This window comes from Comamonas sp. FUJ_7, from assembly GCF_057369555.1.
The window spans coordinates 140,835-160,884 of record NZ_JBXXZI010000008.1 but is presented as its reverse complement, the minus strand read 5'-3'; the positions used below and the strand labels follow the sequence as shown (position 1 = coordinate 160,884).

Sequence of the window (20,050 nt, the reverse complement as noted above, 5' to 3'; positions counted from 1 at the left end):
GCTGGGTGAGACAAGGCGAAGCAACGATGTATCAAGGGCTTTGTTGGCGGTTCTTAACGCTGATTGCCGGCAGGCGACTTCTGTACCAGAGCCACAGTCAAGCCTTGTGGCGTGACGGTAATCGCACCGGGCTCCATGGCCAGCGCGTCGACCAGCGCCAAATCCTGATCCTGCAATTGATAAAGCACGACCTGGCCCATGGCCTGCTCGGCCAGCGCGGTTGCATACGTGCCCAGCATGTCGCTCATGGCCGGAGCCAGGCCATCCATGCTGAGCTGGTTGACCTTGATCTGGTAGGCGCGCAGCGTACGGTCCGTAGGCTCGTAGCGCAATGCGAAATCAACATTGAGCAAGCCGGTAAAGCGCTCCTTGAGCACCTTGCCGCTCAGCTCTGCAGGAATCACGGCATTGAGCATATTGCGCTCAGGCACCATGTTCAGTTGCGGCGCCTTCAGATCCAGTTGCAACAGCCCTGCGACGGGAAACTGCTTGGGAAAGCGTCTGGCCAGCATCTCCTGCAGCTTTTCCTGGCTCACGCTTACGCTGCCGGGCACGGTCTTGCCCGAACACCCCGCCGTAGCCATTCCCAGCCCCATCACTGCCACCATCAACCATGCGCGCCGATTCATCACGACCACCAACTCCGTAAAATCCGAGCCCAAAACACCGCAAACAATTGATACTCAATAACTATTTGCTATTATTTTTAATAATCATATTGTCTCTTTGCCTGCTATTCCACAGAGTCTCGATGGGTGTTTTCGGTTCCCTTCCCGGCCCGGCATGCAGGTAAAAGTCTGTTATTTAACGCCCCGCAACGCACGGGGTTGACGACAGTGGGACGCATCGCGCTCCATGCACAATGTCTTGCATGACTGAAAACACCACACCTATCAGCCACTCGGCCCTGAATGCCGCTGCCCAAGACCCCAGCCTGCCCGATCAGGTGCTGACGCAATGGTTTGGCAGCGCCCGCCCGGATAACGCACAGGCCCTGCTGCACAAGGCACAGTGGTTCACCAAATCCGCCGAGTTCGACGAGCAATTGCGTCAGCGCTTTGGCACAGTGGTTGAGGCGGCCCTGGCAGGCTCTCTGGGTCACTGGGCCGCGCAAGGCCCCTGGGGCCAGCTGGCACTGGTGATCTTGCTGGACCAGTTCACCCGCAACATCCACCGCAACACCCCCAAAAGCTTCGCGGGTGACCCGCAGGCGCTGGCACTGGCTCTTCAGGCCATGGAATCCGGCGCTGACCAGCAACTGCCCGAAGTAGTGCGCGTCTTCATGTACCTGCCACTGGAACATGCCGAAGACCGCGATATGCAGGCTCGGTGCGTGGCGGCCTTTGAGGGCTTGCTGCAAGGCGCTGAGGATGCCGCGCTGCGTGACTACCTCACCGGCTCTCTGGACTACGCGCACCGCCACCAAGTGGTGATTGAGCGCTTTGGGCGCTTTCCCCACCGCAATGCCATTCTGGGCCGCGCCAGCACTGCCGATGAGCAGGCCTACCTGGCGCAGCCCGGCTCAGGCTTTTGACTTCGGCTTGCCAGCTGCAAAAGCCCTCCGACTCAGGAGCCGCGTGTCGCTTCGCGCAGGGCGGGCTCCTGGCGCAACTTCTGCCCCTTGGGCTTGGGCGTGCCGTCGCGGTAGCGCATCGCCCATCGCTCCACGGTATAGAACGACAGCGCGGACAGGGCGGTAGAGATCAGCAGACCGGCAATGACCGTCACCGGCCAGGAAAAGTCAGCCCGCAGATAGCGCACCACCGGGTAATGCCAGAGATAAATGCCATAGGAGAGCTTGCCCAGCCTGAGGAGCAAAGGCGCTGTCAGCATTTCATAGACCAGGCCCGAAGGCTTTTGCACCGCCAGCAGCACGACCAAGGCCGCGCATTCCACCACCGTAATGCCCCAGACCATGGCGTGCTGATTGTCCCACTCCAGCTCCATGATCAGTGGCACGGCCAGCACGAACCACATGGTGTAGGCGCGCATCGACTGCAGGCGCTCAATCCACTGCGGGCGCTCCATCATCAGCGCCGCCAGCAGTGCTCCGGCCAGCAGCCCCGACGCCCGCGTGTCGAAGCGGAAAAAGATTTCGTAGAACTTCTGATCCTGCACCACCCAGAAGATGCGCCACAGCGTGCTCAGCACCCACAGGGCCAGCAGGGGCGACCACACCCGGCCCGGCGTGGCTTTGCGCAGCAGCAATACCAGCAGCGGCGGCCAGATCAGATAGAAGTGCTCCTCCACCGACAGCGACCACATGTGCAGCAGCGTGTCCGGACTGTCAAAGAAGGCAATGCCGTAGTCGGCCAGGTAAAGAATGGAGACCAGTGCGTCGGAATAGACATCTGTCAGATCCGGCCAGATCAGCGGAGCGAACAGGCAATACGCGCCCAGAAACAGCGCCAGCGCCGGCATGAGCCGGAAGAAGCGGCGGCGGTAAAAGCGCCAGTAATCAATCTTTCCGTGCTGTTGATACTCCATCAGCAGCAGTGAAGTAATCAGAAAACCGCTGAGCACGAAGAACAGATCGACACCAAAAAACGCACCGTCAAACAGCGGTGCATGGGCATGCGAGAGCAGTACCAGCACAATGGCAATGCCTCTCAATCCGTCGAGCGCGGGGTTGTAGCGCAGCTTGAAAACCGACTCCACCAAAACCGGACACCTTTCCTTTCGCCCTGGCACGGGCCGGGCTTGCAATCATCCAATCAGCCACGCCTGAGCATGGCTGATGCAGTATTCAGAATGTGAGCAAAGAGGCAGTAACAGCTCTTTACAGCGGCCTTGAGGCCACAGACGCACAGGAAAATGCATCTAAAGTGCCCGAAATGCTGAGGCGGCGCGCTCTGCCGAATGGGGAAAACGGGGCAGAAACCGGTTGCAGCGACCTCAGTCAGGCGACGTGGCGTCTGTTAACAGGTGAACAGACGCGGGCGATTTAAACAGATTTTGGCCAATGCCCCAAGCCCCGTTTAAGGGTTGCCCCTTTGCCGCGTACAACTTCAAAGGGCGTTAACAAATACAAACAAAAAGAAGCGCCCAGGCACTACCAGCAAGCGCTCTCAGCTATCAAATTTGATAAGCCAAAAACCAATGCCCTTGTACGAAAAGTCCCACTCCAGCCATCGAGGAGTGAGCGGCTCTTGGCAGAAATCAAGAGGCTTTCTTGCGCCCGCAGACCGGTGCGCTCTGGTGCACATCGCGCCACAGCAGCATCTCGGCCACGCGCTCGGACTTGTCATCATCAAAGCCCAGCTTCTGCGCGCGCTCGGCCGGGTTGGTCCAGGTACCGAACAATATGTCCCACAGTGGCAGACCGTAGTTCTGCGCATGGTGACCATGCTGATGGTGCACGGTATGCATCTCGGGGCGCTGCAGCACATAGCCCAGCCAGCGCGGCGTGCGCATGTCGGCGTGGGTGAACAGATCGAAGGCCGCCGTCAGTCCCAGCGCCACGGCCGCCGCTGCTGGGCTGGCACCCAGCACCCAGTAGCTGGAGATCACGCTCAGCATCATGGCAGCGCAGGCGTCCAGCGGATGGGCATAAAACGAAGTCAACACCTCGATGCGCCTTGCGCTGTGGTGCAACTGGTGAAACACACGCCACAGAAGATCGCTGGAATGGGTGGCACGGTGCCACCAGTAAAAGACAAAGCTGGTGATGAAAAAGCTCAGCAGCCCCACCAGAAAAGGGTTCCAGCGTGCCCCCACATCCAGCAGCGCATGCTGGCGAATCCTGTCCTCCAGCACATAGCCCAGCGCCAGTGTGCACACCAGGGTCAGTGCGCCCAGGGCGCTGCTGTAGATCAGCCAGCGTCGATCACAAAGATTGCGCGAGGCGGGGGCAATCACCTCGCGCGTGAACACCGCCACAAACAGCAGCGCGATCAGTGGGTAGACCAGATATTCCAGCATACCTGCAGTCTATAGGCTGGCCCAGCCCGCTCACTGGGGCAATACGAACTGCTCCAGCGGCGTGTCGTTAGGCGCGGCGAGTTGCTTTTTCAGCATCTCGCCCATGGGCAAGTTCAGGTTCACGTTCTTGGGTGGGATGGGCTGCATAAACCATTTGCTGTAGAGCTTGTGCAGCTCGCCCGAGCGGATCATCTGCAAGATGGCACCGTCCACGGCCTTCTTGATCTGCGGGTCGTTCTTGCTGAACTGGATGGCAATCGGCTCGGCACCAATCACCTCGCCCACAATCTTGTAGCCCTTGGGGTTCTTGCTCTGGCCAATCACGCCGGCCAGCATGTTGTCGTCCAGCACAAAGGCATCGACACGGCCCGACTCCAGCAGCAAAAAGCTCTCGAACTGATCCTTGCTCATCAGCGTCTTGAAGTTCAGGTCGTTGTCGCTGGCGTACTTGCGCAGAATCTGCACCGCTGTTGTGCCGGTGATGGCGCCCACATTGCGGCCCTGCAGCTGCTTGAACGACGTAATGCCCGAGTCCGCCCGCACGGCCATGCGCACCTCGCTCACATAGGTGGTCAGGCCAAAGGCCACCTGCTTCTGGCGCATGAGGTTGTTGGTCATGCTCGCGCAGTTGAAATCGGCCGTGCCGTTGGCAATCAGCGGCATGGTGTTCTGCGGCGTCAGCACCATGTATTTGATCTTGGCCTTGGGCGCAATAGCATGCACCACACGCTCGCACAAGTCCATGTGATAGCCGACGAACTGGTCGTTCGCACCAATCACGTAAGACATGGGCGTCGCCGCTTCACGCACACCCAGAGTCACCGTACCGCCTGCCTGCCAGCGCTGCAGCGTGGGCGAGGCCGAAACATCGACGACCGTATCGATATCGGCACCGATCTCCGCCTTCACCGGCTTGCCTGCGGCCATGACAGAACCAGCACACACCAGCGCTGCTGTCACACCCGCAACCAGCCCACCCCACTTCAACGACTTGCTCATTACCCGCTCCACATCCATCCAAAAAGCGCCGAGACCCTGGGCCATCAGCGCTTGCTCACCCACCTCATCCGGCACGGCCTTGTCGTTACACAGGGCCGCGCACCGATTGTCGGTGTTCACTTAGATGTTTGAGTGGAATGCTTATTCCTGCTCCGGGCGCCATGCCTCGCGTTTCACGAGGCGCTGCCCATCAGTTCACGCAGCCTATGGTGTGCGCTGCTGCCCTCATCCGCCGGCAGCTGATGCTTGGCCTGCAGGTAGCGCTCGGTGAACACACCCAGATAGCTCTCCAGCACACGGCCCGCGTGCATGTCGGCGTCATCGCCCACCAGCTCCAGACACAGGGCCGCCACCTCGCTGGTGCAGAAATGATCGTCGCGCTTGGATCTGCGCAATTGATAGCGCGAAATCAAGTCCGGGTGCAGGCTAAGAACCGGAAAGCCATCAAGATATGGACTTTTGCGAAACATCTTGCGCGCCTCCGACCAGGTCGCATCCAGCAAGATGAACAGCGGGCGTTTGCCGGGCTGCAGCACACCGCGGTCATCCACACCGTCACTGCCATGCAGCGTCTGCACCACGCGTTCGGGCGGGTCGGCATATTCACCGGGAAAGACCACGTAAGGCTGCCACTGCGGATCGGCCAGCAAGGCGGTGAGCTGCGGATCGACTTCGGTGCGCGACCAGCCAAACGCATGGGTCTCGCGCACCACATCGGCAATCAGCCAACCCGTATTGCTGGGCTTGAGCGGCTCGGCGTCATGCATCAGCAGGCAAAAGCCGGCGCGCGTGGCCAGCTCGGGCCGCAGCGCGCACATGCAGTGCGACGGGCGCAGGCGACAACCCTCGCAACGCTCGCCCTTGGGGCCACCACGCGCCAGAAAAGGCCGCGTGCTGCGTGCCAGCCGCGCCGTGCGCAGGCGCGATACAGCATGCGCAGACACCGCTGAGGCCAGCGTTTTCTGCGGGCTCAAAGCGGCAGCGGCGTCGGCAGCCGCATCAGACAAGGACAAAGGCGAGGAAGCGGGCAAAGCAGGCACCAGCAGTTTCAAAAGGAAGCTCGAATTGTCCCGCCTTTGCCAATCCCGGTGCTGACGCTACAGGAGTGCGACTCAGAGCCGTGCAGGCGATCTCTGCGCAGCTTGCACCAAAGATCAATAAAAGGAGCCCATAGCGCTTGTCTGTATTGAATGTCAGATAGTTTTCTGCCTGAAATCAAGCAATGACGAGCGCCTTCAGCTCCTTTTTTGTTGATTACCTATGTTGACGCCCTTTAAGCTAGCACGCAAAGCGCTCACTCGATCTCGCCTCACGTGCACGACTCTGAGGTACGACAAGGCGCAGCAACGACGTATCAAGGGTTGTGTTAGCGACTCTTAATCGCAATCGCCCTGCACAAAGCCCGGCCCGCGGCCAAAGCTGAACACCGTGGGCTTGACATTTTTGAGCCCGGTAGCAATCACGCTCCTGAAGCGATCAGGCTCGCAGTTAAAGCGCGTGTCCACCACATACTCTTCAGACTCGGCCTTGGTCATGGCATCGCGCCAGGCAAAGGTGGCATCCAGCACCGGGCCATCCACCATGGGGGCCTGCACGGCGTAGTTGATGAAATTCGTCACGCGCGAACCCTTGGCCTCCAGGTAGACCACGGGATCCGCTGCATTGCCGCACAGCGACAGGCAATCCGCGTAGTAACGGCCATCCAGCAAAGGCTCAAAGCGGCCAAACGTCAGGTCGTTGAGCTGCATATCGGGCTGGCCCTCGGACACATTGAGCACGCTCTTGAGCGAAAGGCTGCAGCTGGGCGCGATATCGACCTCTACAGACTCGATCACCTTGTCGGCCTCATCGCTGATCAGCGTGATGTCACAGCCATCGGTGCGGAACTGGTGGCGGTGAAACTCCGAGCGCATGGCCGGGCCGGCAATTTTTTCCACATAGGCCAGATTCATGCCTATGGTTTCCGTGCTGAACAGCTGGTCAATCACACGCTTGGCCTCGGTGGTCACAGGTGCCGGCGCGGCAGCAGGAGCGACCGGTGCAGCCGCAGGTGCCTCCGTCTTGGAATCCGAGCAAGCCAGCAACAGCGCCGCTGCCGCCATGGCTCCGGTCCAGACTCCGCAGCGTTTCATCCAGCGATGGGCCATCTCCATATCCTTGTAAGTTCAAAGCTCCGCAATATAGGGGCAGACCCTGAAATCACCAAGAATCCGCCGCCTCAGCCACGTCAACCGCCCACACTCTCCAGCTCGAACAGCGGCATCTCCGCCTGACGGCTCAGCCACACACCACCGCCCAGCTCCTTGAAGCGCGGCAGCAGACCGCGGCGATACAGCTCGGCGCGGTGACGGTACAGACGCGGGTCGGTCAGATCCTCATCAATGATGTCGCGCTCGTAGTCTTCCTTGGCCACGGCCTCGACATAGAGGCCGCCACGCGACAGCCGCCCCAGATTGGCCAGCGCCTTTTTCAGATCCGCAGGGCTCAGATAAGGCAGCACTCCCTGGCAGATCACCAGATCAAAAGGCTGGCCATCCTTGGGCTGCCAGTCGATGACCGAGCCCTGCTCCCAGCCATAGCGCTCGCACAGGTAGGGACTGAACTCCACGCCCTGATACTGCACGCCGGGAAAGTGCTGCTCCACCGCCTCGCGCCACAGGCCAATGCCGCAGCCCATGTCCAGCACCCGCTGCACCGGCACGCGCAGATACGCAAGATACGAGCAGACAAACGCACCCAGCCGCCGCGCGTGCTCGGGGTCGATCACGCTGGTCTTCTTGTCAAAGTAAAAGCGCTGGTAATACGCCTCGTCAAACCACTCGTTGCTTGCTGATTGCACGCAGCCTCCTTCAAAAACAAACGGCGCCCGAAGGCACCGCAATGTTGAAAACTGGCACTCCCCAGCTCAGGGACGCCGAGCAAGAGCCGCCTCGCAGCGATGGCGTCGTCCCCCTCCGGGGGAAGGCGCGCAGCGCCTCAGGGGGGTTAAATCCTCCCCACCACCGACCAGCCGACCTTCTGGTTCTGCTTGTTGTTTTCATAGTCCCACACCGTGCCGCAGCGCTCGCAGACATAGCGCGTCACCGTCGCCGTGTTCGCGCCGCGCACCTCCTTGCGGTTGCCGCGCTGCATCAGCTCTGCGTGGCCAGGGGCTTTGCGCCAGTTGCGCTGAATGCCGGCGCAAGCGTCGCACAGATGTTCTTCGGCAGGAGTGGTGGTGTTGGTCATGAAAAAACTGCTGGTATAGAGCACAGCGCCCGCGACATCGCCAGCGCTGCAAAGCAGCCATTGTGCCGCCTGCCCCGGTTTTAAACCGTGGGGCAGCCCAGCATCACCGCAGGCCGCTGGGCCTTTCGCCCCTCAGCAGACATGCGGGCGGCGCAGCTTAGGCCTTGCGGTGCAACAGGCAGATCTTGTTGCCGCCGGGGTCGCGCACATAGGCCAGATACAGGGCATTGGCGCCCTCACCACGCCAACCCGGTGCATCCTCGATCGCCACACCGCCTGCGGCCACGCCCGCCGCATGCGCGGCGTTCACCTGTTCGACGGACTGCGCCGCAAAGCCGATGGTCGAGCCATTGCCACCCGTGGCCGGCTCGCCGTTGATAGGCGTGGTGATCGCAAACGTGCCTGTGGGGCTGCGATAAAAGTAGCGGTTCTTGTTGGCAACTCCGGGAGCAATGCCCAGCTGGCCCAGCATGGCGTCATAAAAACGCTTGCCACTTTCCAGATCGGAAACACCCAGCATGACGTGACTGAACATGATTCAACACTCCTTGATAAACCCGCTTGCGCGGCAATGATGGGAAATACGCCGGTCATGGTAGCGGGCTTTGCGCCCCGCTGGGCTGGCGCCCCGAGCACTGAGAAGCCCTCAACGACTGGGCCAAGTGCATCCACCCCGATGAGCGAGAGCAAACCGTCTCGCGCCTTCGGCAGCGTTGCCCGCAGCCCGAACAGCGTGCCGCAGGCGCGGCCACACGGGAAGATGCGGGAATGGACGGCCTGCGAGACTTATGACGAAATCAGGCTCTAGCGCTTATCCAGATTGCGCTAGCAGCTATCAAAAACTCAAAGAGGCTATCTGGCTGTTGGTATTCGGTATCGGCCCTTGTGCCCACGCCTGCGACGGCAAGTTCTTGGGGCGCGCAGTTGCACCGCAGAGTGCAACTGCATCGTCATCTGACTTGCGGCAACGTGTTTGAACGGAGCGTCAAAGACGCGCAGTGAGTTTTGCCGCACAGCCCCAAGCACTTGACGGCGCAGGTCTGCCCGTAGCGAAGCGAAGGGACGGGGGTAGTAGGGGCTGTGTTCTTTGCTTACTTTCTTGCACAAGCAAGAAAGTGAGTCGGCTGGCGGGCCGAAACCCGCCTTCTGTCCGTCAAGCAAGCATGTCGCTGGCCGTGCTCGCAGCACTTGGCAGTGCCAGCCATCGCCATCACCTTCGCATCACTAAATTTCAAGCCAAATTGGCCTCAAGCCCATAGTCCACCTTCACTAGCAGCTATCAAAACAGCTACTGCTTTGTCGTACACGACAGAGGACGGGTCTCGGCCCGTCAGCCGAGGTACTTTCTTTTGCTTCGCCAAAAGATAAGTACCCAAAGAAAAGGCGACCCGACTGTCCGCGTCCCTACGCTACGTTTCACTTCGCTGCGGGCAAACCTGCGTCACGCCATTCGGTCTGCGGTGCCGCCCAACTCACTGCGCGCTTGCAGCGCTTCGCTCAGACAAACGGCGGCAAGTCAGATGACGATGCAACGCTGTCCTGCGGCAGCGTTGCCCGCAGCCTGAACAGCGTGCCGCAGGCGCTGACACACGGGGGAATACGGGAACGGACGACCTGCCAGATTGGTGACGAAATATGCCTCTAGCGCTTATTCAGATTGCGCAAGCAGCTATCAAAAACACAAAGAAGCTATCTGGCTGTTGGTATCCGGTATCGCCCCTTGTGCCCACGCCTGCGACGGCAAGGGCTTGGGGCTGGCAGTTGCACCGCAGAGTGCAACTGCATCGTCATCAAATTTGCGGCCGTTTGTTTGAACGGAGTGCCGAAGGCACGCAGTGAGTTGGGCCGCACAGCCACAAGTGCTTGGCGGCGCAGGTTGCCCATAGCGAAGCGGAGGGACGGGGGCAGTAGGGGCCTAGCTCTTTGCCTACTTTCTGGCACCAGAAAGTAGGTCGGGAGGCGGGCCGAGACCCGCCCTCTATCCAAAAATTTCAGGACAAATTCATCCAAGAATTTTTAAATCATTTAATGAAACTATTCATTTAAGAACTGAAACATTTTCAGCAATGTACTCATAAACCTCCACATCGCCAAAACTGTTTATCCGCTGAAGCATTCTCATAGAGCATATTATCTTAGAACCATTTTTAAAATTTATTTTTTTCTTTAAAACCTGAGATTTGAAATCATTGTCCCTCAAATAGAATCCGATGTTCTTTTTACCATACACACCGTGCCACTGAATATCTTTTTCATTCAAAACAGGAGAGGTTATTTCTATAACCGAATCAGGCACAATTAAATCTTCAATTAATTCATTTTCCAGTATGAATTTCTCAAAACAATCTCTTTTGACAATTATTTCTTCAAACCTTGCCTCATCTTTAAACCCAATAGCCATTACTTCAATATCAGCATATAAATGCTTGTACATTTCAGAAATTCTTTTTAATACTTTTTTATTACCCGCGACTATCGTAGCAAGATCATCCTCACTGGGTGATTCTTCTAATGGGAGCAACAAATTTCTTTCATTTGAAATCTGCTCATCTGGATTCAACCTTTCAAGATAAATTTCTTTTCTTAGACGCTCAAGTTCTATTTTCGCCTTATCTATATCCAACTGATTCTTATCAGACTGCTGCTTATTGAGCTCTATTTGCTGCTGATTTATATTTTGCTGCTGATTTAGTAATGGCCTCTGATGCGTTACCCAAAAAACTCCAGCAATAACTGAAGCTGCCACACCACTAACTAGTGTCAATGCGGGAACATTATCATTAACAAATTCAAGAACATGTACAAAACCGCCCTCCTTTGGAGGAAGGACTTTGATTTTTATATTTGCAGAAAAGACAGAAGATATTTCATTTATAAGATGAAATAGCTCTTCTTGGCTTTTATAAAGCGTCAAAGAGTTGATTGCATGAGAATTGTCCTTTAAATAATAATGGACTATAAATTCGCTCATATATCTCCCTGCCTGCTAACCAAAATAGTTTTTGTAGCCCGCGTCGAAGCCACATAAACCAACCTGGCCTCCAACGCCCCATCCTTCTTCACATCCCGAGCCTTCCGCTCTTCATCCGAAGTAACGACCGCCACAACAGGCCACTCCAGCCCCTTGCTGGCATGCATGGTCATGACCTTGATGGAATCGTGCTCGGGTTTGAAGTCGCCGGACTTCTGGCGCACCCGGTAAGGCAGGCCTTTGCGGCGTAGGGCATCGGCGCAGACCAGCATTTCGTCCTTGTGGCGGCATAGCACCGCCATCTCTCCCCAGGCATGGCCCTGGGCATGCTGGTCGGCCAGCAAGTCCGCCACACGGCCTGCGCGGGCGGGGAAGGTGGGCAGGTCGATGACGATGGGGTCCGGCCCTTCGCGACCACAGCTCAGTGGTTTGAGTAGCGGAATGCTGTCTTCGTCCTTGGCGTCTTCGGGCGTGAGCATGTCGCCCGCGACGCGGTGGGCCAGTTGCAGGATCTGGCGCGTGTTGCGGTAGTTGATTTTGAGAATGGTGGTGCGGCCCGACGCCTGTATGCCCACGCTTTTAAGGCTGAAGTTGCGCTTCTGGCCCCGGTCGTAAATGCTTTGCGCGTCGTCGTAGAGCAGCAGCAGGCTGTTAGTGCTCGGGTCCACCATCTGGGTAACCAAGCGCAGCCACTCGGGTGCAAAGTCATGGCCTTCGTCGATGAGGATGGCGTGGTACTGGCCTGCGGGAATGTGTTTGGCATCCACACCGCTGATGACGCGCTGCACATATTCGGCCATGAGTTTGTCCACCGGCCAGCGCTGCGTGCCCTCGGGCAGCAGGTGGTAAGTCACCAGCTGCTCACGGCACCATTTGTGAAAGTGGCGTACATGCACGCGGTCTTGCAGGCCCTTGGCCGCCATACCTGCGGCAAGCTTCACGGCCAGCGGTTCGTTGTAGCAAAGCACGAGGATGGGCTTGCTGCCGGGGCCTTGGGTCTGCGCCAGATGCTCGGCGCGGTAGCCGAGGATCATGGTCTTGCCTGAGCCCGCCACACCGTGAATGACGCGGTGGCCGTCGCCCAGACTGCGCGCCAGCTGCTCTTGCTGCAGGTCCATCACCTGCATGATGTCGGGCAGCTCTTCTTCGGCCTGCGCCTCGTCGCCAAACAGGTTTTGCTGCTGGGGCACACGAATTTCGGGGAAGAGTATCCAGCGAATGCGGTCAAGCTGCGGCAGGGTGATGGCTCGGCCAAAACTGTGGGGGAACATATTCCACAGCCGCTGCTGAAAGGCTTCGGCATCCACGGCTTCGAGCATTTCGTCCTGACAGATGACGAGGTGCGCTGGCAGCGCATCGCCCAGCCCCGCCGCATCAAACTGCTTGCGCGTGATGCGCGTGAAGACCACGCCATGGCCCCAGGGAAAGGCCAGCTTGCCTTGGTGAGCGCCCTCGCCCTGCACCAGTTGCGGGTCGCGCTCCAGCGCGTTGATGACCTGGATGGCGCAGTGGCGGGCCTGCTGCAGCGGGCTCATCACGACCTTGGGCTGGCCGCTGCCGCTATCCAGAATCTCGAAATATTCGCGTGTAGCCTTGCGAATGGTGTCCAGATGCCAGTCCTTGGTTTCCAGAATCAGCGCACCCCGGCGCGGGTGCACCACGACAAAATCGGGCCGCGTCTGTTTGGGGCCAATAGGCACATCCCACCAGAGCAAATAATCGTCTTCCAGCTTTTGCTGCAAACGCTCTGCCAGCCGTTTTTCTCCGCTGGTCATTCGCCCCGCGCAACTGCCGAGCGCGGGTATTAATACCGCCATTGCCTCTACCTCTTACTTGTTTCTTCTTGTTTCAAGAATGGGAGGTTTATAGCCGATTACTCTTTTGGGAATCTTTCACGCCAATGAAAGCAGTGGCTCATCTTGCGCGGCAAGGCGTTTCAGAGAGCATGGGGAAATATGGGCGGCGCGTGAATCGCCAGAATCAGTGGTTATCTCTGTCAGAGGCCAGCTGGCGCAAGACAACAGAAACTTCAAGCCCAATCAACCCCAAGCCCTCATGCATCAAAGGCCCACTGCTATTCAAAATACAAAAAGCCCGCAGGCAGAGAATGCTTGCGGGCTTTTGCTTTTGGGATTCAGTAGGGTTTATTTGCCTGCGGTCAGCTGAGCATAGCTGGTCATCAGGTTGCGATAGTCGGGGATGTGGTTGGAGAACAGCGTGCCCAGACCTTCGATGTCGTTGCGCCAGTCGCGGTGCAGTTCGCCGGCTGCGCCGAACCAGGTCAGCAGCTGAGCGCCGGCCTGCTCCATGCGGCTCCAGGCGGCCTTCTGTGTCATTTCGTTGAAGGTGCCGGAGGCATCAGCAATCACAAACACGTCGTAGCCTTCGGCCAGGGCCGACAGCACGGGGAAGGTCACGCAGACTTCGGTCACCACGCCAGCAATGATGAGTTGCTTCTTGCCTGTGGCCTTGACGGCCTTGACGAAGTCTTCGTTGTCCCAGGCGTTGATCTGGCCGGGGCGAGCGATGTAGGGAGCGGTGGGGAATTTTTCCTTCAGCTCGGGCACCAGAGGGCCGTTGGGGCCGGTCTCAAAGCTGGTGGTCAGGATCGTGGGCAACTTGAAGTACTCGGCCAGGTCGGCCAGTGCCAGCACGTTGTTCTTGAATTTATCGGGATCAATGTCGCGCACGAGGGACAGCAGACCGGTCTGGTGGTCCACCAGCAGCACGGCGGCGTCATTTTTATCCAGGCGAACGTAAGGCTTCTTGCTCATGGAGATCTCCTACTTGAGAAGGGTTGGGGGAAAAGAACCGCTACCAACCTATCAATTGGTCAGCCGCGGCTGAAGGTAACACTAGAGAGTCAGTGATTTACTGCCGATACGGAGCGTTCCACTGCAGGGATTTTTCCAAAGCGGCCATTGCGGTAGTCGTTCATGGCCTGGACGATTTCTGCATCCGTATTCATCACAAACGGGCCATAACCCATTACCGGCTCGTCAATGGGTTCACCCGAAAGCCACAGCAGCATGACGTCGTTATTGGCTTCAAGTTGCACTAGGTCGTCCGCACGATCCAGATGCACCAGCTGGCCTTCTCGCGCCACTTCCTGGTCGTTGATGAGCACGGTGCCGCGCTGCACGACCAGCGCCAGCGTATGGCCGGGCTGGGCCCTGAATTCAGCCTTGGCACCGGCGTTCAGCCGCACATCCCAGACATTAATGGGCGTGAAGGTCCGCGCTGGGCCATGGGAGTCGGCGTAATCGCCCGCAATCACGCGCACCGAGCCTGCGCCATCTGGCAGCTCTACCTTGGGAATGTCGGCATTGCGCAGGGTCTGGTAGCCGGGGTCGGACATCTTGTCCTTGGCAGGCAAGTTGACCCAGAGCTGCACCATTTCCATGGTGCCGCCGGTCTTGGCAAAGGCCTGAGAGTGAAACTCTTCATGCAGGATGCCCGAGGCCGCCGTCATCCACTGCACATCACCGGGGCCAATGGTGCCGCCAGCACCGGTAGAGTCTCTGTGCTCGACCTCGCCGTCATAGACGATGGTCACGGTCTCAAAGCCACGGTGTGGATGCGTTCCCACGCCTCTACGCTCGGTGGTGGGGCTGAAGTGCTCAGGCGTGGCGTGGTCCAGCAGCAAAAAGGGACTGAGTGCACGGCCATGATCGCCATAGCTGAACAGCGAGCGCACATGAAAACCGTTGCCCACCCAGTGAGGCAGGGGTGCATCGTAAACACTCAGAACTTTCTTCAGCACAGCATTCTCCTTGGAGCGATCGACAAAGCAGCTGGCATCAGCCTCTTCAGTCCTATCGCAGGAAAGACCGTTTGCCCTAGGCATCAACGATCTGTTGAACATGGTGCTGAGTTTAAATTCAGAACAAATTTAATAAAAGTCAACAATATTCAGACTTAGTGTTCCATATTTAGAACAATAAGCAAACAAAGATCAAGGCTACCCGCAGCTGCTGGGTTGAGAGGGAGCGCTTGCAAAAGAGCGAAGAGCGGGATTCAGCGCAGCGCAGCCTCGATATCCGCCGCCAGCTTCTCCGGCTTGTCCTGTGGCGCATATCGACGGATGACCTGTCCGTCGCGTCCGAGCAGAAATTTGGTGAAGTTCCATTTGATGGCCTTGGTACCAAGCACGCCCGGCGCCTGAGTCGTCAGCCAGCGGTACAGCGGATGGGCAGCGCTGCCATTGACTTCTATCTTGTGCATGAGCGCAAAGCTGACCCCAAAGTTCAGGTCGCAAAAGCGGGCGATTTCTTCGTCCGAGCCTTTTTCTTGAGCGCCGAACTGGTTGCAGGGAAAGCCCAGCACCACCAGTCCCCTGGACGCATATCGCTCATGCAATGCTTGCAGGCCTTTGTACTGAGACGTAAAGCCGCAGGCGCTGGCCGTATTCACAATCAGCAGCACCTTGCCCTGGTATTGGGATAGGGGGACGCTGCGGCCCTGAATATCGCTTGCCTCGAAGTCATACACCGTTGCGGCGTTGTTGCTCATACCACTTCCCCCTCTGATGGAAGCCGCAAGCTTAAGGGAGGTACCCCCATCCCTCACAGCTAGAAACAACCCTGCTGCGCCCCGGCACCGAAGATGCCCAATACCGGGGCTGAGACCATAGAAAATCACGCCTTCGCAAGCAGAGCGCCTGTTTTTTGGGCATTCTTTGCAGTCTTGCCTTCTTGCAGCCCTTGGCGGGCTGCCTTGCAACGTGCGCTTGTCTTTGAACGATCTGAAAGAAAAATGGGTTGCCTGTGCTGCTGCACTGTGGGAGCGGGCCCGCTCGTCTGGCCTGGGCCAGCGCATTGCCGCCCTGCCCTGGTGGCGCCGCTGGCCTACCCGCCGTGAGTGGCTGCTGCTGGTAGCAGCTCTGCCCGTGCTGTTCATGCTTTATGTGCTGCTGCTGATTCCGTTCACGCCCAGCATCAGCGATATCCGCAAGGCCAAGCTGGAGCAGCCCGCCCAGATTCTGAGTGCCGACGGCAAGCTGATTGGGGAGTTCAAGCGCAGCAACCGCCAGTGGGTACCGCTGGAGCAGATTTCGCCCTCGGTCGTCAAGGCACTGGTCGCCACCGAAGACCACCGCTTTTATGAGCACCACGGCATGGACTTCACACGCACTGTGGGCTCGGTCATTCATACGCTGCGGGGCAATCCACAAGGCGGCTCCACCATCACCCAGCAGTTGGCGCGCAATCTCTACCCCACGGAGATCGGGCGCGCCCGCAATGTGAATCGCAAACTCAAGGAGGCCATTACAGCCTTCAAGATCGAGGCGCTCTATACCAAGGACGAGATTCTCGAGACCTATCTGAACACCGTGCCCTTTCTCTACAACGCCTATGGCATAGAGATGGCGGCGCGCACCTATTTCGACAAGCCTGCAGCCAAACTGGCCGTGCTGGAGAGTGCCACGCTGGTGGGCATGCTCAAGGGCAACGCCTACTACAACCCGGTGCTCAACCCCGACCGCGCGATTGCACGGCGCAATACGGTGCTGAGCCAGATGGTCAAGCGCGGCGAGCTGGACCAGGCCGAGTTCGAGCGTCTGAAAAAGCGCCCCATGCGGCTGGACTTCGAACGGCAGGAAGAGCCCACGGGCATGGCTCCGCATTTTTCCCAGCAGTTACGCAAATGGCTGATCGCCTGGGCCGACCGTAACGACTACAACATCTACACCGATGGTCTGGTGGTGCGCACCACGCTGGATTCGCGCCTGCAGAACTGGGCACAACAGGCGGTGAACCGCCAGATGCGCACACTGCAGGGCATCACCAACACCAACTGGAGCCACCGCGACGGCTGGAATGCCGACAACGATCTGGTGCTGCAACTGGTGCGCGAGTCCTCTGCCTATCGCAAGCTGATGCAGGCGGGCAACCTAGGGGCAGATGAAGCGTTGAAGAAGCTGCTGGCCGACAAGGCTTTCATGAAGCAGCTGCGCGACGACAAGACGCGCGTGCAGGCCGGCTTTGTGGCCATGGACCCACGCACCTCGGCCGTACTGGCTTGGGTGGGCAGCCGCGACTATTCACAGGACGCGTTTGACCACGTAGCGCAGGCACGCCGGCAGCCCGGCTCCACCTTCAAACCTTTTGTCTATGGCGCGGCCATTGAGCGCGGCGCCCGGCCTGACGACATGCGCAAGGATGAGGAGGTTGAAATCCAGTTACCCGGTGGGGAGGTCTGGCGCCCCAGCGATGCGGTCGAGCCCACGGGTGTGCCCATGAAGCTCAGCGATGCGCTGGCCTATTCCAAGAACACCATTACGGCCGAGCTGGGGCAGGAGGTGGGCATGGGTCGTGTCATCAAGCTGGCACGCGGCCTGGGCGTACGCCAGAGCCTTCTGGAAGCCGTGCCCTCTCTGGCCTTGGGCTCCAGCCCCGTCACGCTGCTGGAAATGGTCAACGCCTACAGCAGCATTGCCAACTCGGGCCGCTACATCCCGCCCCAGCTGGTCACGCGCATAGAGAATGCCGACGGAGATCTGCTGGCGGAATTCACGCCACCCAAGCCCGAGCAGGTCTGGGAGGAGGAAGACAACTACCAGTTGCTGGAGATGATGCGTGCTGTGATCGACAAGGGAACCGGTCGCGCTATTCGCAAGCAATACGGCATTCGCGCCGATGTGGCGGGCAAGACCGGCACCACCCAAGGCAATGCCGATGGCTGGTTCATCCTCATGCACCCACAGATCGTGGCAGGCACCTGGGCGGGCTTTAACGATGCACGCATCACACTCAAGAGCGACCACTGGGGCCAGGGCTCACGCAGCGCCCTGCCCATGGTGGGCGATTTCATGTCCCGCGCACTGCGCAGCCCGCTGCTCAATGCCAAGGCACAGTTCACTGAGCCCAACAGCAGCCACTGGTGGAGCGATCTGGTGGGCCGTCTTCGTGACAAGGTGCAAGAGTGGAGCGAGCCAGCGCCGGAAAACAAAGGCCCTGATGCCCCGGCATCCACCGCTCCTGCTCATTCCGGCCCCGGCAAGAGTCAAGGCAGCGAGCCCGACATCATCGAGAGTACGCCTGCAGCACCCCCCTCTGCACCCAGCCAGCCCACGCCTGCAGACGGCAGCAGCCCGTCGGCTAACCTCGATAGCAGCCCCGGTCTGGCCCCGGCCGAAGCCATGCCCGAGCCAGTGCCTGCGCCCATGCCCACACCCCGGGCACCAGCGCCTTCCAGCTGGAGCGATATAGGCACGCCGCTGCCTCCTGCAGCGCCGTTGAATGTGCCGCCTGAGACGCCATAAACGCCGTCTTTCAGCCACATGTGCAACTGGGCTGTCGAATAACTGGTCAAATCGACGCCTGACACCCGCCAGCAGGCCTCCCAACAGGAGGCCGCTGGCGGACTTGTTTTCGCTCAGCATGACACTCTCATGTTGATAGCGCGCTGCACCGACCCGGAGCCGACATGACCGCCAATACGCCAACCATCGTCACCTTTGTCATCTACCTGCTGGGCATGTTGCTCATCGGCTGGGCAGGCTACAAAGCCACGTCCAGTCTGTCCGACTACATTCTCGGCGGGCGCAGTCTGGGCCCGGTGGTCACCGCCTTGTCCGCAGGTGCATCGGATATGAGTGGCTGGTTGCTGATGGGTCTGCCCGGTGCCGTGTTTGCCAAAGGTCTGTCGGCCTCGTGGATTGCCATTGGCCTGTGCATCGGAGCCTGGCTCAACTGGCGCTTTGTCGCGGCACGCCTGCGCGTCTACACCGAGAAGGTAGGCAATGCGCTGACCCTGCCCGACTACTTCACCAACCGCTTTGAAGACAAAAGCAGCCTGCTGCGCATCGTCACTGCCGTCGTGATTCTGGTGTTCTTCACCATCTACTGCGCCTCGGGCGTCGTAGCCGGGGCACGCCTGTTCGAATCCATGTTCGGCATGGACTACCAGACCGCCCTGTGGGTCGGAGCCATCGCCACCATGGCCTATGTGTTCATCGGCGGCTTTCTGGCTGTCAGCTGGACAGACACGATTCAGGCCTCGCTGATGATCACGGCGCTGCTTCTCGCGCCATTGATGGTGATCTATGCCGACGGCGGCATCGGCGCCAGCACCGCCATCATTGAAACCGCCCGCAACGGCGCCTTTGAGATGTTCGAGGGCCACGGTGCCATCGCCATCATTTCTCTGCTGGCCTGGGGCCTGGGCTACTTCGGCCAGCCACATATTCTGGTGCGCTTCATGGCGGCAGAGTCTGTCAAGACCATCCCCAACGCCCGCCGCATCGGCATGAGCTGGATGGTGTTGTGCCTGGGCGGCGCCGTGGGCGTGGGTTTTTTCGGAATAGCCTTCTTTGCCAGCCGCCCCGACCTGGCGGTCAATGTCAACGGCAATCACGAACTGGTATTTCTGGAAGTGGCCAAGCTGCTGTTCAACCCCTGGATCAGCGGCGTGCTGCTGGCTGCCGTGCTGGCTGCCGTGATGAGTACCCTGTCCTGCCAGTTGCTGGTCTGCTCCAGCGCCCTGACCCAGGACATCTACAAGACCTTTCTCAACAGGAATGCCAGCCAGGAGCAGCTGGTCTGGTTTGGGCGCGCCATGGTGTTCGTGATTGCGGTGATCGCCATCATCATTGCCCAGGACCCCGATGCCAAGGTACTGGGCATGGTCAGCAACGCCTGGGCAGGTTTCGGTGCTGCCTTCGGCCCGCTGGTGCTGATCTCGCTGCTTTGGGGCCGCATGACACGCAACGGCGCGCTGGCCGGCATGGTCGTGGGTGCCGTCACCGTTCTGGTATGGCAGCATTTCCAGTGGTTCAAACTCTATGAAATCGTTCCTGGATTTTCCCTGTCAGCTATCACAATCATAGTCATCAGCCTGCTGGACAAGGCACCCTCCGCCACCATGCAGGCCAAACACCGGGAAGTGGAAGCGGAAATCGCAGCCCACGGGGAATAAGCCCACCCTGCA

General features: G+C 59.0%; 17 protein-coding genes. 3 read left to right on the top strand and 14 right to left on the bottom strand.

Features of this window, described 5'->3' with window-relative positions:
• Positions 1–53: 53 nt before the first annotated feature.
• Complete coding sequence (locus AC2I9W_RS13430) at positions 54–629, bottom strand: DUF1439 domain-containing protein (protein WP_486410446.1); 576 nt, start codon at positions 627–629, stop codon at positions 54–56.
• A 233-nt stretch (positions 630–862) separates the two neighbouring features.
• On the opposite strand from AC2I9W_RS13430, the gene AC2I9W_RS13425 reads away from it, so the two are divergent.
• Complete coding sequence (locus AC2I9W_RS13425) at positions 863–1,534, top strand: DUF924 family protein (RefSeq protein ID WP_486410445.1); 672 nt, start codon at positions 863–865, stop codon at positions 1,532–1,534.
• Positions 1,535–1,566: 32 nt separating this feature from the next.
• Here the strand turns inward: AC2I9W_RS13425 and AC2I9W_RS13420 are convergent, their stop codons facing one another.
• From AC2I9W_RS13420 to AC2I9W_RS13360, 13 genes are all read right to left on the bottom strand, one after another.
• Positions 1,567–2,661, bottom strand: a complete 1,095-nt coding sequence (locus AC2I9W_RS13420; RefSeq protein ID WP_486410444.1) for an acyltransferase family protein — start codon at positions 2,659–2,661, stop codon at positions 1,567–1,569.
• 498 nt (positions 2,662–3,159) lie between these two features.
• On the bottom strand, positions 3,160–3,921 hold the full coding sequence (locus tag AC2I9W_RS13415; RefSeq protein ID WP_486410443.1) for a sterol desaturase family protein: 762 nt from the start codon (positions 3,919–3,921) through the stop codon (positions 3,160–3,162).
• 30 nt (positions 3,922–3,951) lie between these two features.
• Positions 3,952–4,920: a transporter substrate-binding domain-containing protein gene (locus tag AC2I9W_RS13410; protein ID WP_486410517.1), complete on the bottom strand. Its 969-nt coding sequence runs from the start codon at positions 4,918–4,920 to the stop codon at positions 3,952–3,954.
• Positions 4,921–5,093: 173 nt separating this feature from the next.
• Positions 5,094–5,951: a tRNA-uridine aminocarboxypropyltransferase gene (locus AC2I9W_RS13405; protein WP_486410516.1), complete on the bottom strand. Its 858-nt coding sequence runs from the start codon at positions 5,949–5,951 to the stop codon at positions 5,094–5,096.
• Between the two features lie 345 nt (positions 5,952–6,296).
• Positions 6,297–7,067 (bottom strand): hypothetical protein, encoded by a 771-nt coding sequence (locus AC2I9W_RS13400; protein ID WP_486410442.1) that lies wholly within the window; start codon positions 7,065–7,067, stop codon positions 6,297–6,299.
• Positions 7,068–7,147: 80 nt separating this feature from the next.
• Positions 7,148–7,759, bottom strand: a complete 612-nt coding sequence (locus AC2I9W_RS13395) for a class I SAM-dependent methyltransferase (RefSeq protein WP_486410441.1) — start codon at positions 7,757–7,759, stop codon at positions 7,148–7,150.
• A gap of 146 nt (positions 7,760–7,905) precedes the next feature.
• Complete coding sequence (locus AC2I9W_RS13390; protein WP_486410440.1) at positions 7,906–8,148, bottom strand: hypothetical protein; 243 nt, start codon at positions 8,146–8,148, stop codon at positions 7,906–7,908.
• 157 nt (positions 8,149–8,305) lie between these two features.
• Complete coding sequence (locus AC2I9W_RS13385; RefSeq protein WP_486410439.1) at positions 8,306–8,683, bottom strand: VOC family protein; 378 nt, start codon at positions 8,681–8,683, stop codon at positions 8,306–8,308.
• Between the two features lie 1,503 nt (positions 8,684–10,186).
• Positions 10,187–11,119: a hypothetical protein gene (locus AC2I9W_RS13380; RefSeq protein ID WP_486410438.1), complete on the bottom strand. Its 933-nt coding sequence runs from the start codon at positions 11,117–11,119 to the stop codon at positions 10,187–10,189.
• Entirely contained in the window at positions 11,116–12,894 is a 1,779-nt protein-coding gene (locus AC2I9W_RS13375; RefSeq protein ID WP_486410437.1) for a DEAD/DEAH box helicase, read from the bottom strand. Before AC2I9W_RS13375 ends, AC2I9W_RS13380 begins: the two co-directional genes overlap by 4 nt.
• A gap of 369 nt (positions 12,895–13,263) precedes the next feature.
• Positions 13,264–13,893, bottom strand: a complete 630-nt coding sequence (ycaC, locus tag AC2I9W_RS13370) for an isochorismate family cysteine hydrolase YcaC (RefSeq protein ID WP_486410436.1) — start codon at positions 13,891–13,893, stop codon at positions 13,264–13,266.
• Between the two features lie 89 nt (positions 13,894–13,982).
• Positions 13,983–14,882 carry a pirin family protein gene (locus AC2I9W_RS13365; protein WP_486410435.1) on the bottom strand — a complete coding sequence of 300 codons (900 nt, stop codon included), beginning with the start codon at positions 14,880–14,882 and terminating at the stop codon, positions 13,983–13,985.
• Between the two features lie 254 nt (positions 14,883–15,136).
• Positions 15,137–15,631 carry a glutathione peroxidase gene (locus AC2I9W_RS13360; protein ID WP_486410434.1) on the bottom strand — a complete coding sequence of 165 codons (495 nt, stop codon included), beginning with the start codon at positions 15,629–15,631 and terminating at the stop codon, positions 15,137–15,139.
• Positions 15,632–15,848: 217 nt separating this feature from the next.
• On the opposite strand from AC2I9W_RS13360, the gene AC2I9W_RS13355 reads away from it, so the two are divergent.
• Together AC2I9W_RS13355 and putP are read left to right on the top strand one after the other, a co-directional pair.
• Positions 15,849–18,383 carry a penicillin-binding protein 1A gene (locus tag AC2I9W_RS13355; protein WP_486410433.1) on the top strand — a complete coding sequence of 845 codons (2,535 nt, stop codon included), beginning with the start codon at positions 15,849–15,851 and terminating at the stop codon, positions 18,381–18,383.
• Positions 18,384–18,547: 164 nt separating this feature from the next.
• Positions 18,548–20,038 carry a sodium/proline symporter PutP gene (gene putP, locus AC2I9W_RS13350; protein WP_486410432.1) on the top strand — a complete coding sequence of 497 codons (1,491 nt, stop codon included), beginning with the start codon at positions 18,548–18,550 and terminating at the stop codon, positions 20,036–20,038.
• Positions 20,039–20,050: the final 12 nt, after the last annotated feature.